The following is a 12,914-nucleotide window of genomic DNA, read 5'->3' on the forward strand; positions in this document are numbered from 1 at the left end:
AAGACCGCCCCGCCTGCGCGAGGCGGGGCTTCGCTCAACGGAACGACCGTTTATCCCGGGGTGTACCAGATTGGCGACGTATAGGCCCGTTCGGTCGTGATCATCGGAACATAGTCCGGCATCTCGATCCCGAACCGTTTGGCCTCGTAGGCGGTCCAGCGGGGGGTCGGGATCTCAATCACACGGGCATAGTAGAACGCAGACAGGTTGGGATCGAAATCCGGATCCTGCCACGTGGTGATCAACTCACTTGCTCCGATGGTGTTGGTCCACGTGGCGTTTTCGACATCGACGGTGTTGCCGACTTCGGGCAGCTTGCCGTTCTCGTCCAGCTGGCGATCGCCGGCCCAGACGACGTTGTAGACTTTCTCCTGCAAGGCCCCGTCAGCATCGACCCAGCCCTTGACGATCTGGATGCGATCCAGGTTGCCGGAAATCGGGTCCTTCAATGCAAAAACAAGAAAGTTCGGAGCCCGCCCATCGGGAGACGCCTGCAGGTTGCCCCCCATCGGTACGCCTTTTTTGTAGCCGGCATCCGCAGGAACACGGCTTGCCGCATCCTCATCGGTGAAGTCATAGCCGCCGAAAAACCGAACCCCCATACGCGACCCCGTGGTCGCGTAGGTCTCCCTACGTTGCATCGCGTCAAAGATCGCCTCGCGGGTGTTTTCCGTCGCCCAGACCGCACCCAGTCCACCAGCGGCCTGTTTCCAGCCATAGATCGACAGCTCTGGATCGGGTGCTTCGATTACCAGGTGTTCCCAACGGTTCGGGCCGGGCTCGACCCCGGAATGTTTGCCGAAAAAGTTGTCTTCCTGGGCCGTTGCCATACCGGTATGCGAATCCGTCGCGCCGACCATCCCGAACTTGAACGGGTTCACACCCAGCTCCTGTTCGATCTTGAGCCCGCGCTTCAACGCCTCGCGCGCGTATTCACCGGCCAGCATCTCGGGTTGCTTCAACTCGGTTCCGTTCAGATTGGCCGCGTCCCATGTGTCGAAATCTGCGAACTCGTCATCGGGGCTGAGGAACGGATGCGCCTCACCGTCGCCCTTGATCTGCGTCGGTTCGTATAGCGGCTCGAACCGGGCGCGCAGACTTGCGATCTCCTGGGTCAGTGCGGATCCATCATAGGCGCTCAGAGAGAACATCCGCCCGTTCGACAGGTTGCCGTTATGCGCGATGGCCAGGACCTCGCCGCCTGTCCTTTCCTCGTATTCGGCCAGAAAGGCCCACAGGTCCTCGGGGTTCTTGCTGTCATATTGCGAGAACGGGCGGGTCTGGTTGGCCCGGTCGCGCCCATCGCGGAACAGCACGTTCCGGTGCAGGTTGTTGGCGCCCTCGGTGGTGTATTCATAGCCGATGATGGCTGAAAAGACTCCCGGCTCGTTGAAGCTGTCCGCGAGGGCCGTGTACGCCTCCCACGCATGCTTGATGGCCTTCGGGTTGTCGATGGGCGGGACGTCATCCGACAACGAGGCGACGATCTCCATTGCCGTGTCAAACGCAAGCTGGCTGTCACCCGCCGTCAGCGCCTCGTACCAGGCCTTGCCCTGAGGTGTCGCCAGAACCTCGGCGTCTCCGGCCAGCAGCTGCGGCATCAGCCCATACATCTCGGCATGGTCCGAGACGACCAGCCAATCGAGCGGACGGGACAGCTTGGCCCGAAGGCCGTGGGTTGTCGTGACCTCTTCGCCGCGGGCAAAGCGAAACGCCTGTTCCTGGGTCAGCCGGGTCATCGTGCCGGCATCAACCGAAACCGAAGTATGCAGATGCGAGTCTCCCCACAGCGGCCGTTGGGGAAAGTTCCGCCCCGCATAGGGAGAGAAATCATCAGGCGCCAATACGACGTCCGTGCTGTCCTGCTCGGTCTGGAATTCCTGCGCGGACACGGATGTGGCGGTCAGCGCGGCCAGACAGGCCAATGTCCACAAGGGACGTTGTGAAACGATTGCGAAAGACTTGGTCATAAAATCCCTCCCAGGTGTGTCATTTCCATTCGGTTGGTTCCGGAAATGACGGCAGCCTATCACGGATTTGGATATTCGAATAAAATTTACTATCGACACAACCCGGACCTCGCGCTGCAATGGTTCAGCGCGCAGGCGGCAGACCAATGCAGGGCTGAGGAATCACTCTCCGTTCGAGTCTCTCTGGGCCAGGTCGGCGTTCTGTTGAAGTTGGCTGCAGGGACGGTCATTAGCAGGACCCACAGCGCCAGTGTCGGCTGGCCCGTCAGGTTCGTCCCCGAACAGGAACCATCCACCGGTGCGGCACCCAAGTTCGCGCGAACCTTCTTTCGAGAGATGGCGACCATCCCGATAGTATGCCGTCGTGCCGTCGCTGGCGCGGCACATGCCGTCGGAATCGCAGAGAATCCGATCCAGCCAGACGACCTTGTGGCGGCCCTCGAGCTGGTGCAGCATCTCGGCAACCTCAAGAAGCTCCGGCTGTATGTCCGCGAACGAATAGTCGCACAGATCGGGGTCAGAAACGCTCGGCCCGCAGAACCTGGCAATCGGTGACGCTTACAACCCCGATATGGCGATCAAGCACGGGAAGGATCGCGCTCAGCAGCCCGTCCAAGCGATCGGGGCGAATGATGCAGATGACCTGAACCATCCCGCTGGCGCGGCTGACCTGGCCCGATCGGCTCCATTCACCCGATCGTCCCGATCCGCCGAGCACCGGCAGGATCGTGAACCCGGTCACACCTTGATCGACCAGAGCATCCGTCAGACGGGATTTCACGATGGCTTCGATGGTGATCTCGACCCGTTTGGCGTCATGTGTCTGCATCGTCTTATCCTCCGGTAACGGCCCGGGCGACCGAGACGTAGATCGGCAGGCCCAGCGCCAGGTTGAATGGGAATGTGACGCCCAAAGACAGGGTCAGATAGATGGACGGGTTCGCCTCGGGCACGGCCACGCGCATCGCCGCAGGAACCGCGATGTACGAGGCGGAGGCGCCCAACACCATCAGCAACACCGCTCCACCGGTGGACAGACCCAACAGGAGCGCGGCCACCAGACCGGCGCCAGCACCGATCAGGGGCATCAGCACGCCAAACCCAAGCAGACCCATCGTGATCAGCCCGCGCCCGGCACGCAACCCGCGCCCGGCGACGATACCCATGTCCAGCAGGAACAGGCACAGAACCCCCTTGAACGGTGCGACCACGAAGCTGCTGATTTCGGCCAGACCGTCCTCGCCCGTGATCCAGCCGATTGCAAACGACCCGACAAGCAGAACGATCGAACCATTGAGGGCAATCTCGCGCCAGAGATCCGAGTCCATCCGGCGGGCTCCGCCGCCGCGGGAGATCAGCCACAGAGCGGACAGGATCGCCGGCGCTTCCATCGCCGCGGCAACAGCCACCATGTAGCCCTCGTACATCAGGCCCTGACTTTCCAGAACCGACGTACCGGCCACGAATGTGACAATCGAGATTGAGCCGTAATGCGCTGCGACCGCGCCGGCGTTGACATGGTCCAGGTTGGTCAGCACGCGCAACAGGCCAAACGCCACCAGCGGCAGCAATGCGGACAGAATGACACCTGCAATGAGGGACAAGCCAAGCGTGGCGTCGATCCCGTGTGCGGCAACACTGACACCACCCTTGAAGCCGATCGCAAACAGCAGATAGATCGACATCGCCTTGGCGATGGCCTCGGGAATGGTCAGGTCCGATCGGGCCAATGCCGCTGACAGACCAAGCACAAAACTGAGAATGATCGGCGAGACCAGATTGTCGGCCGCCAGAGACAACAGGTTTTCCATACAGTCACCGCACCCTAATTGAACTAGCGTTCAATTAGGGTGCGTTTCTCCGATTTAAAGACTAAACCGGCAGGAATTTTTTTCCTGACGGATCATAATACTCCAGACCGCCTTCGCCGATGTCGGTCCACAAGCCGTGCAACGATATCGAGCCGTTCTGTACGGCCTCGGCCACGAACGGGAAGGTCATCAGGTTTTCGAGCGACGCGACAACCGCCTGACGCTCGAACTGGCGCGCCTGTTCGGCGGGGTCCTCGACATCGGAGACCAAATCGAATTTCGGTTTGAGGATGTCCATCCAGCGTCCGACAAAGCTCTCTTTGGCTTCCAGTTGCGGCGCTTCGCCCTTGCACATGTCGATACAGCCCTGCACCCCGCCGCATTGCGAATGTCCCAGTACGATCAGATGCGCCACTTTCAATGCCGTCACCGCATATTCGATGGTTGCACTGGTACCGTGGCGCTCGCCGTCCGGTTCGTAGGGCGGCACCAGGTTGGCAATATTGCGGTGGATAAAAAACTCGCCCTGGTCGGCCCCGAAAATCGAGGTGACATGGACCCGGCTGTCACAGCAGGAAATCACCATCGCACGCGGACGCTGTCCCTCGGTCGCCAGCCGGCGGTACCAGGCCTGGTTTTCGGAATAGGACGTGGCTTTCCAACCGTGGTACCGTTTGACCAGATAGCTCGGCAGAGGTTTGGCGTGGTGCATCGCGTTTTCCCAAATTTGCAGTTCGACCGCCGATCTAACGCAAGTTCGAGCAAAATTCGAGACATTATCCCGATTGGCCGAAAGGAATTGCAAAGGTCTTTTGTGACAGGTTCGCAGATGCCGTGGGGGCAGAAAGATTGGGGTGAATGAGGTGGACAAGATCGTCACGCTTGAACAGAAGGAATCCGTGCGGCTGGATCCGGACCGGCTGAACGGGCTGTATCGGCAATTGGGTGACACGAACGCGGTCGACGTTCTGTGCCGAACGGTCGAGGAACTGGCAGTACGCCTGTCGAATTGTGAACGGCTCTGGCGTCAACGTGACTGGGCGGGGCTGCGCAAATGCGCCAAGTCTCTGGTCGCAATATCCGAACAGGTCGGCATGACGGCGCTGGCCCGAGTCGCCGGCGACGTGGCCCGGACGGTAGATGCCGGCGATGCGGTGGCGACCGGAGCCACGCTCAGCCGACTGATCCGGGTGGGAGAGCGGTCGCTGACCGCTGTATGGGATCAACAGGATCTTTCGATATGACGGGTTGCGGGCGAACAACAGGCGGCTAGTGTAGGCGGCACCAGAACAGTCCGAGGCGCCCATGTCCCTGTCCTTTGCACCTTCCGATGCTCCTGCCATTGATCTGCATGTTCTTGCGCAGGACGGGCTCGAGCCATGGTTGAAGTCTCAGCCCGATGAAACACAGGCCTGGGTGGCCGCGAACGGATTCTCCGGCGCAATCGGGCAGGTTCTGCTGGTTCCCGGACCGACGGGCGCGCCGCAATTCGCGCTGGCAGGCTATGGAACCGACACCCGGCGCGCTCGGGTACGCTTTCCGCTTGCCGCCGCCGCCGAGGTTCTGCCCGAAGGCACTTACCGGATTGCGTCCGGTTTGCCGACAGACAGAGCCGAAATCGAAGCCCTGGGCTGGTTGCTGACCGGGTACAGTTTCGACCGATATGCCGAACAGTCCGGCGCAAAAGCCCGATTGGTCGCGCCGGACGGTGTGAATGCTCCGCGGGTTGAGATCATGGCCAATGCCGAAGCTCTCACCCGTGACCTGGTCAACACTCCGACGGCCGACATGGGACCTCAGGCCCTGCAAGACGCCGTTGAAACGCTGGCGCAGGAGTACGGGGCTCGTTGTGCCGTCACCATTGGCGACACCTTGTTGGAACAGAACTTTCCCATGATCCACGCGGTAGGTCGGGCCGCTGAACAGGCTCCGCGCCTGATCGAGATGACCTGGGGCACAAGCGGTCCGAAGCTAACCTTGGTCGGCAAGGGCGTCTGCTTTGACACCGGCGGACTGAACCTGAAGCCGGGTGCCTCGATGGGGTTGATGAAAAAGGACATGGGCGGCGCGGCGAACGTGCTGGGACTGGCGCGCATGATCATGGCGCTGGATCTGCCGCTGCAATTGCGGGTGCTGATCCCGGCTGTGGAAAACGCGGTGGCGGGCAATGCGTTCCGGCCCGGCGACATCCTGACCTCACGCAAGGACCTGACGGTCGAGATCAACAACACCGATGCCGAGGGGCGGCTGGTTCTGGCCGACGCGCTGGCGCTGGCGGATGAGGGCGCGCCGGATCTGGTGGTCTCGATGGCGACGCTGACCGGCGCGGCACGGGTGGCGGTGGGGGCGGATCTGGCACCGTTCTACACCGACGACGATGCTGCCGCGCAGGCCCTGACGCAGGCCGCCGTTCAGGCGGCTGACCCGGTCTGGCGGATGCCGTTCCACACGCCCTATGAGACGTTGATCGAGCCGGGCATCGCCGATCTCGACAACGCGCCGGCGGGCGGGTTCGCGGGGTCGATCACCGCGGCGTTGTTCCTGCGGCGGTTCGTGGAAAACAGCCGATACATGCATTTCGACATCTACTCTTGGCAAAAGGCCAAAGAGCCCGGCCGCAGCAAGGGCGGGTTGGGGCAAGGGCCGCGCGCCCTGCTGATCGCCCTGCCCGGGATGCTGGGCCTGTGAACCGCGCGCGCGTCATCCGCCCCGTCGTGGACCTGTTGCGCAGTCCGAAGGGCCCGCGTGACCGTCAGCTGCTGTATGGCGACGGCCTGGACGTCACCGAACAATCCGGCGGCTGGTGCCGGGTGGCTTCCGACAAGGATGGGTATCAAGGCTGGCTGCGCGCGGACCAGTTGGGCCCTGACGCCCCGGCCACGCATTGGATCTGGGCCCCGGCGACCCACGCCTATTCCGAACCCGACATCAAAAGCCCCGACCGTGTCAGCCTGGGCTTTGGCAGCCGGATCGTGGTGCTGTCGCAGCAGGACCGCTTTGTCGAGACCGAGCTTGGGTTCATCCCCGCAGTGCATGTCAAACCCGTCGGAACCCTGCTGAACGACCCGGTGGCCGTGGCCGAACTGTTTCTGGGAACCCCCTACCTGTGGGGCGGCAACAGCCGGTGGGGACTGGATTGTTCAGGCCTGATTCAGGCCGGGCTGCTGTCCTGCGGCGTTGCCTGCCCCGGCGACAGCGGCGACCAGGAGCGGGAGCTTGGCACGGCACTGCCCGACGGCACCCCGGCGCAGCGTGGCGATCTGTTGTTCTGGAAAGGCCATGTGGCCTGGGTGTCCGGCGACAACATGCTGCTGCATGCCAATGCACATCACATGGCGGTGGTATTTGAACCGATGGATCAGGCCATTGCCCGGATCGAGACCCAGTGCGACGGGCCAGTCACGGCGCACAAGCGGCTCTAATCCGGGTCGACCGAGCGGATCAGCTTGCGCTCCAGCACCCGCAGAACGGCGCGCAGGTCGTGCCCGCGTTTCAGGATGCGCCCGTCCATGCCCATCACCGAATACATCCCTTGCTTTGAACGCAGCCGGGGGTGTTTTTCAACACGATAGATCGGGTGCTCGGCGGTACGCCGGAAGATCGAGAATATGGCAACGTCGCGCAGATTTGATATTCCGTAGTCACGCCATTCTCCGGCGGCGACCATCCGTCCATAGACGGAGAGAATCTGTGACATCTCTTGCCGGTTGAAGGCCACCGGCATCTGGACCGGACTTGCAGGGTTCCGGCTGGGAGGCTGCATGTTCATGACTTCAGCCTTGCCGGAAAATGCGATCAGATCAAGCCTGTCACGACATGGTGTGGTATTTTTGAACCGCCCGTCAGGGCCGGCGCCCGACCTGGCGGCAGATCAGGATCACCGGCAGCAGCCCCACGGCCAGGATCACCAGAGACGGAACGGCCGCGCCCTCCAACCGTTCGTCCGAGGCCAGCCGATAGGCCTGAACCGCGAGCGTGTCAAAGTTGAAGGGCCGCATGATCAGCGTGGCCGGCAGTTCCTTCATCACGTCCACGAACACGATCAGCAGCGCCGTCAGCAGCGAGGGCGTGAGGATCGGCAGATGCACCCGCCGCAACGTGCCCAATGGCGTCTGCCCCAGCGAGCGGGCAGCGGCATCCATGTTGGCATGTACCGTGCTCTGACCGCTTTCATAGGCACTCAGCGCGGCGGCCAAAAATCGCACCATGTAGGCCGCCACCAACAGCCAGATCGAGCCGGTGACCAGCAACCCGGTCGACACGCCGAAGGTCTGCCGCATCCAGGCGTCCAGCGCATTGTCAAACCCGGCAAAGGGCACGATCAACCCCACCGCGATCACTCCGCCTGGCACAGCATAGCCCAACCGCGCCACATAAGCCGCCATGGCCGAACCGCGCCCGGGTCTCAGCCGTTGGAAGAAACCGACGCAGACCGCGGCGCAGACGGTGATCACCGCTGCCGTTCCTGCCAGCGTCAGAGAGTTCCGAATGAACCCGAGATAGCGGGCCGAAAGCAGGTTCTGCTCGGACTCCAATCCCATCTGGGTCAGCACGATCACCGGCAGCAGAAAGCCGAACAAAACCGGAATGGCGCACAAAACCCATGCCGCCACAGCCTGCCAGCCGCTCAGCTGTGCAGCGGGCAATGCTGCGTGGCGTTTGCCGGGTTGGTAGTATTTGGCCTTGCCACGCTGGGTGCGCTCGGTCACGGCCATGACCAGCGCAAAGGCCAGAAGGCACAGCGCCAGCTGCGCTGCCGCCGCGCGGTCGGCCATCGAAAACCAGCTGGTGTAGATGCCGGTGGCAAAGGTCTGAACACCGAAATAGGCGACCGTGCCGAAATCGGCGATGGTCTCCATCACCGCCAGCAGCACGCCGCCGGCAATCGCGGGCCGTGCCATCGGCAGCGAGACCCGCCAAAAGGCCGACCACGGGCTGCTGCCCAGCGCCCGCGCCGCCAGAAAGGCGGTGGCACTTTGCTGCAGAAAGGCGGCGCGCGCCAACAGATAGACATAGGGGTACAGCACCAGGATCAGCATCACCGCCGCGCCCTCGGTCGAGCGGATCTCGGGGAACCAATAGTCACGCGGGCCCCAGCCGGTCACCTGGCGCAGCGTGGTCTGAACGATGCCGGGATGATCGAGGATGAAGGTGTAGGCATAGGCCAGTACATAGGCCGGAAAGGCCAGCGGCAGCACCAGCGCCACCTCGAACAGGCGTACGCCGGGAAAACGGGTCATGGTGACCAGCCACGCGGCCCCGACCCCGATGGCGAAAGTCCCCACCGAAACCAATGAGACCAAGATCAGCGTGGTGGCCGCATAGCCAGGCAGGACCGTGTCCAGCAGATGCCGGATCGTGTCAGTGCCGCCGGTGACGGCCGCCAGCACCACGGCGACCATCGGCAACAGGCAGGCTGCCGCAACCAGATAGGCCAAGGCCCCGACGAACCGGGTGCCGAGGGCCCCACGGTTGCGCGATCCATGTTCTGAGAATTCGATCTGGGCCATGGCCTCGGGTCGGCAAAGGTTGCGGTTCCCCTTTAATCGACCAAAAAACTCGGAAACGCCAGTGGGCAGGCGCAGGATTCTGCGGCGCATTTGGCCGCAGAACCCCGGGCCGGATCAGTCGTAGACGCGCTGATCCTCGATCACCAGCCCGTCCTTGGGCAGCGAACCGGGCGGCACCACCTGAACCGTGCCCTTCAGCTTGAGCACCTCGACCACTGACTTGGCATAGGTGCCATCATCGCCGCCGGGGCTTTCGATCTGCACGGTCATTGTGTCCATCTCGCCCTGCCGGGCAGCGATGACGCGGGCCTTGACGATCTCGGCATGCTTGGCGACCAGCGCGGCCACCTGTTCGGGGCGCACGAACATGCCCTTGATCTTGGTGGTCTGGTCGGCACGCCCCATCCAGCCCTTGATGCGCAGGTTGGTACGGCCACAGGGCGACTGCCCGGGCAGCACCGCCGACAGATCACCGGTGGCAAAGCGGATCAGCGGGTAGTCGGGGTTGAGGGAGGTCACCACGACCTCGCCGACCTCGCCTTCCGCCACCGGTGTTCCGGTACCGGGGGTCACGATTTCCACGATGACATGCTCGTCGATGATCATGCCCTCCATCGCGGCGCTTTCATAGGCGATGTTGCCCAGATCGGCCGTGGCATAGCATTGCAGGCAGGAGATACCCCGATCGGCATAGGCCTGGCGCAGGCTGGGGAACAATGCCCCACCGCCCACGACCGCCTTCGAGAAGTTCAGAGCGACGCCCATCTCGTCGGCCTTGTCCAGGATCACCTTCAGGTAATCGGGCGTACCGGCATAGGCAGTGCAGCCCACGTCGCGGGCGGCGGTGACCTGAAGTTCGGTCTGGCCGGTGCCCGCGGGCAGCACGGCGGCGCCCACGGCACGCGCGCCGTTTTCAAAGATCATGCCCGCGGGTGTCAGGTGATAGCCAAAGCAGTTCTGCACGATATCGCCCTGCCCCACGCCCGCCGCATGCAGGAACCGGCCCATGCGCCACCAGTCGTGATCGACTCCGCCGGGCTCATAGATAGGCCCCGGCGACTGGAACACATGGGCAAAGCCATGCGCAGGTTTGACGGTAAAGCCACCAAAGGGCGGGTGCTGTCCCTGCGCCTTGGTCAGGTCGGACTTGCGCAGAACCGGCAGCCCGGGCAGATCCGCGATGGTCTGGACCGCATCCAGATCGACATCGGCGAAATGGGCCGCGAAACCGGGCGCGGATTTCGCCCGCGCCAGCTGTTCGCGCAGACCGGCCGAGTGCTCGGCGGCGCGCTGATCGGCCGAACGGGTTTCCAGAGCGTCGTAGAATGTCATCGCCAGATCCTCCATCCGCTCACAGCCACCTCTTGCGGCGACGATAGGACCGCACGTCGCGGAAGCTCTTGCGGCCTTCGTCGGACATGCCGAGGTAGAATTCCTTGACGTCCGGGTTCTCGCGCAGTTCGGCGGCAGGGCCGTCCATCACCACGCGCCCCGATTCCAGGATATATCCGTAATGGGCAAAGCGCAGCGCCACGTTGGTGTTCTGTTCAGCCAGCAGGAAGGACACGCCTTCCTGTTCGTTCAGGTCCTTCACGATGGTGAAGATCTCCTCGACCAGCTGCGGTGCGAGGCCCATCGAGGGCTCGTCCAGCAGGATCGTCTCCGGGCGGCTCATCAGCGCGCGGCCCATGGCGACCATCTGCTGTTCCCCGCCCGAGGTATAGCCCGCCTGTGACCGACGCCGCTCTTTCAAGCGGGGGAAATAGTTGTAGACCAGTTCGAGGTCCTGCTGGATGGCGGCCTTGCCGTCCTTGCGGGTATAGGCCCCGGTCAGCAGGTTTTCCTCGACGGTCAGATGTTCGAAACAGTGGCGGCCTTCCATCACCTGGATGACGCCCTTCTGCACCAGATCGGCCGGATCGCTCTCGTGCACGTTCTGGCCGCGATACTTGATCGAGCCCTTGGTGACCTCGCCGCGTTCGGAATGCAGCAGGTTCGACACCGCCTTGAGCGTCGTCGTCTTGCCGGCCCCGTTGCCGCCCAGCAGCGCGGTGATCCCGCCCTTGGGCACGGTCAGGCTGACGCCTTTCAGCACGAGGATCACATGGTTGTAGATCACCTCGATATTGTTGACCTCAAGCAGGGTTTCCGCCTGCACGTCAGTGGTTTGTGCCGCATCCAGCATCAGCGCGTGTCCTCATGCCTGCCCCATTCGGGGCTTGTCCGGTTCGGGACGGCGGTCAGCCGCCGCCCCGGTGTTCGTGCCGCTTAGTTGCAGCCCGGTTCGATGTTGTTTTCAGCCGCGTATGCGCTCGAGTCTTCCTCGATCAGCGGGCCGATCACGTCCGTATCGGTAGCCTTGAACTCCGAAATCAGAGTCCAAGTCTTGCTGTCTGCATCCCACTGGGTCACACCCACAAGGGCATCCCCGCCGTGGTTTTCACAGCTGACCGAGAAGGTCGGACCAAAGTTCGGCAGGCCCAGTTCGGCCATCTTCGCTTCGGTCATCTCAAGTGCTTCCATACCGTCGCGCATGTCGCCCGAGGTGATGTCAGCCTTGCCCGAGATTTCCTGTGCCTTCTTGGCGGCTTCGGCGGCCAGCATCGCAGCATAGAGACCACGGTTGTACAGGACCGTACCGACCTGATCGCCGGCGCCGGCGGCCTTGCCCGCGTCGATGACGTATTTCTGCAGGTCGTCATACAGCGGATAGTCCGAGCCGACGTTGTGGAAGGTCAGCGCCTTGTAGCCATTCGCGGCCGCACCGGCGGGCATCACGTCATGTTCAGCGCCCGACCACCAGATACCGATGAAGTTCTCCATCGGGAACCGGATGTTCGCGGCTTCCTGGATGGCCACCTGGTTCATCACGCCCCAGCCCCACATCAGGACATAATCGGGACGATCGCGGCGGATCTGCAGCCACTGCGATTTCTGCTCCTGGCCAGGGTGATCAACCGGCAGGGCCACCAGCTCGAAGCCATGCTTCTTGGACAGCTCTTCCAGCGTGCGGATCGGCTCCTTGCCATAGGCCGAGTTGTGATAGACCAGCGCGATCTTCTTGCCGCTCAGATCACCGCCGTTTTCCTCGAGCAGATAGTTGATCGCACCCGAGGCACCGTCCCAGTAGTTGGCCGGGTAGTTGAACGTGTGGCTGAACACCTTGCCGTTCTTGGCCGAGGTGCGGCCATATCCCATGGTGTGCATCGGGATGTCGTCAGCGGTGGTTTTCGGGATCAGCTGATAGGTGATGCCGGTCGACAGCGGCTGATACACAAGCGCACCTTCGCCTTTGGTCGATTCATAGCATTCCACACCCTTCTCGGTGTTGTAGCCGGTTTCGCACTCGATGACTTTGGCCGGAACACCACCGATGCCGCCGTCCCGCTCGTTGAGCAGAGTGAAATAGTCCGCGTAGCCATCCGCGAAGGGGATGCCGCCCGCGGCGTAAGGCCCGGTGCGGTAGCTGAGCGACGGGAACACGAGGTCGGCCATTGCCGGCCCCGCGGCCATAAGCGCACCCAGCGCCATGGTTGCCAGTTTCTTGTTCATCGGGTGTCTCCTCCCTTGGTTTGTCCGATGTTGGTTCGGGCTTTGCGCCCCCTTCTTGATTGGGCCGGTCC

Annotated in this window: 13 protein-coding genes; 3 read left to right on the forward strand and 10 right to left on the reverse strand. The window is 62.8% G+C overall.

Going from position 1 to position 12,914, the window contains the following annotated elements:
- Nucleotides 1-50: 50 nt before the first annotated feature.
- The 5 genes from K3752_RS16050 to K3752_RS16065 form a co-directional block, all read right to left on the reverse strand.
- Nucleotides 51-1,970, reverse strand: a complete 1,920-nt coding sequence (locus K3752_RS16050; protein WP_170459548.1) for a DUF3604 domain-containing protein — start codon at nt 1,968-1,970, stop codon at nt 51-53.
- A gap of 162 nt (nt 1,971-2,132) precedes the next feature.
- Nucleotides 2,133-2,426: an SGNH hydrolase domain-containing protein gene (locus tag K3752_RS19565; RefSeq protein ID WP_170459546.1), complete on the reverse strand. Its 294-nt coding sequence runs from the start codon at nt 2,424-2,426 to the stop codon at nt 2,133-2,135.
- 61 nt (nt 2,427-2,487) lie between these two features.
- On the reverse strand, nt 2,488-2,799 hold the full coding sequence (locus K3752_RS16055; protein ID WP_093963956.1) for a P-II family nitrogen regulator: 312 nt from the start codon (nt 2,797-2,799) through the stop codon (nt 2,488-2,490).
- Between the two features lie 4 nt (nt 2,800-2,803).
- Nucleotides 2,804-3,781 (reverse strand): sodium-dependent bicarbonate transport family permease, encoded by a 978-nt coding sequence (locus tag K3752_RS16060; RefSeq protein WP_170340783.1) that lies wholly within the window; start codon nt 3,779-3,781, stop codon nt 2,804-2,806.
- 61 nt (nt 3,782-3,842) lie between these two features.
- Complete coding sequence (locus tag K3752_RS16065) at nt 3,843-4,493, reverse strand: carbonic anhydrase (RefSeq protein WP_093963954.1); 651 nt, start codon at nt 4,491-4,493, stop codon at nt 3,843-3,845.
- A 142-nt stretch (nt 4,494-4,635) separates the two neighbouring features.
- Between K3752_RS16065 and K3752_RS16070 the strand changes: the two genes are divergently transcribed.
- The 3 genes from K3752_RS16070 (at nt 4,636) to K3752_RS16080 (ending at nt 7,203) form a co-directional block, all read left to right on the forward strand.
- Nucleotides 4,636-5,025, forward strand: coding sequence for a hypothetical protein (locus K3752_RS16070; RefSeq protein ID WP_170340773.1), 390 nt, complete (start codon nt 4,636-4,638; stop codon nt 5,023-5,025).
- Between the two features lie 61 nt (nt 5,026-5,086).
- Entirely contained in the window at nt 5,087-6,469 is a 1,383-nt protein-coding gene (locus tag K3752_RS16075; RefSeq protein ID WP_170342748.1) for a M17 family metallopeptidase, read from the forward strand.
- The gene (locus tag K3752_RS16080; RefSeq protein ID WP_260063786.1) at nt 6,466-7,203 is read left to right on the forward strand and encodes a C40 family peptidase; all 738 of its coding nucleotides are present in this window, start codon (nt 6,466-6,468) and stop codon (nt 7,201-7,203) included. Before K3752_RS16075 ends, K3752_RS16080 begins: the two co-directional genes overlap by 4 nt.
- Here K3752_RS16080 and K3752_RS16085 read toward each other — a convergent pair.
- From K3752_RS16085 to K3752_RS16105, 5 genes are all read right to left on the reverse strand, one after another.
- A complete protein-coding gene (locus tag K3752_RS16085) occupies nt 7,200-7,550 on the reverse strand; it encodes a DUF2794 domain-containing protein (protein WP_170342743.1) in 351 nt (116 codons plus the stop codon). The two genes, K3752_RS16080 and K3752_RS16085, sit on opposite strands and share 4 nt — an antisense overlap.
- A 73-nt stretch (nt 7,551-7,623) precedes the next feature.
- Nucleotides 7,624-9,291, reverse strand: a complete 1,668-nt coding sequence (locus K3752_RS16090; RefSeq protein ID WP_170391345.1) for an iron ABC transporter permease — start codon at nt 9,289-9,291, stop codon at nt 7,624-7,626.
- 114 nt (nt 9,292-9,405) lie between these two features.
- Entirely contained in the window at nt 9,406-10,623 is a 1,218-nt protein-coding gene (locus K3752_RS16095) for a phenylacetate--CoA ligase family protein (RefSeq protein ID WP_260063787.1), read from the reverse strand.
- A gap of 19 nt (nt 10,624-10,642) precedes the next feature.
- Nucleotides 10,643-11,476 carry an ABC transporter ATP-binding protein gene (locus K3752_RS16100; RefSeq protein WP_170342738.1) on the reverse strand — a complete coding sequence of 278 codons (834 nt, stop codon included), beginning with the start codon at nt 11,474-11,476 and terminating at the stop codon, nt 10,643-10,645.
- Nucleotides 11,477-11,559: 83 nt separating this feature from the next.
- Nucleotides 11,560-12,843 carry an ABC transporter substrate-binding protein gene (locus K3752_RS16105; RefSeq protein ID WP_170361184.1) on the reverse strand — a complete coding sequence of 428 codons (1,284 nt, stop codon included), beginning with the start codon at nt 12,841-12,843 and terminating at the stop codon, nt 11,560-11,562.
- Between the last annotated feature and the right edge of the window lie 71 nt (nt 12,844-12,914).

It is taken from the genome of Ruegeria sp. B32, assembly GCF_025141855.1.
Classification (GTDB): domain Bacteria; phylum Pseudomonadota; class Alphaproteobacteria; order Rhodobacterales; family Rhodobacteraceae; genus Ruegeria; species Ruegeria arenilitoris.

Excerpts from the sequence above, each read along its gene's own strand:
- K3752_RS16050 (WP_170459548.1), bottom strand. The coding sequence starts at position 1,970 with ATGACCAAGTCTTTCGCAATCGTTTCACAACGTCCCTTGTGGACATTG.
- K3752_RS19565 (WP_170459546.1), bottom strand. The coding sequence starts at position 2,426 with ATGCTGCACCAGCTCGAGGGCCGCCACAAGGTCGTCTGGCTGGATCGG.
- K3752_RS16055 (WP_093963956.1), bottom strand. The coding sequence starts at position 2,799 with ATGCAGACACATGACGCCAAACGGGTCGAGATCACCATCGAAGCCATC.
- K3752_RS16060 (WP_170340783.1), bottom strand. The coding sequence starts at position 3,781 with ATGGAAAACCTGTTGTCTCTGGCGGCCGACAATCTGGTCTCGCCGATC.
- K3752_RS16065 (WP_093963954.1), bottom strand. The coding sequence starts at position 4,493 with ATGCACCACGCCAAACCTCTGCCGAGCTATCTGGTCAAACGGTACCAC.
- K3752_RS16075 (WP_170342748.1), top strand. The coding sequence starts at position 5,087 with ATGTCCCTGTCCTTTGCACCTTCCGATGCTCCTGCCATTGATCTGCAT.
- K3752_RS16085 (WP_170342743.1), bottom strand. The coding sequence starts at position 7,550 with ATGAACATGCAGCCTCCCAGCCGGAACCCTGCAAGTCCGGTCCAGATG.
- K3752_RS16090 (WP_170391345.1), bottom strand. The coding sequence starts at position 9,291 with ATGGCCCAGATCGAATTCTCAGAACATGGATCGCGCAACCGTGGGGCC.
- K3752_RS16095 (WP_260063787.1), bottom strand. The coding sequence starts at position 10,623 with ATGACATTCTACGACGCTCTGGAAACCCGTTCGGCCGATCAGCGCGCC.
- K3752_RS16100 (WP_170342738.1), bottom strand. The coding sequence starts at position 11,476 with ATGCTGGATGCGGCACAAACCACTGACGTGCAGGCGGAAACCCTGCTT.
- K3752_RS16105 (WP_170361184.1), bottom strand. The coding sequence starts at position 12,843 with ATGAACAAGAAACTGGCAACCATGGCGCTGGGTGCGCTTATGGCCGCG.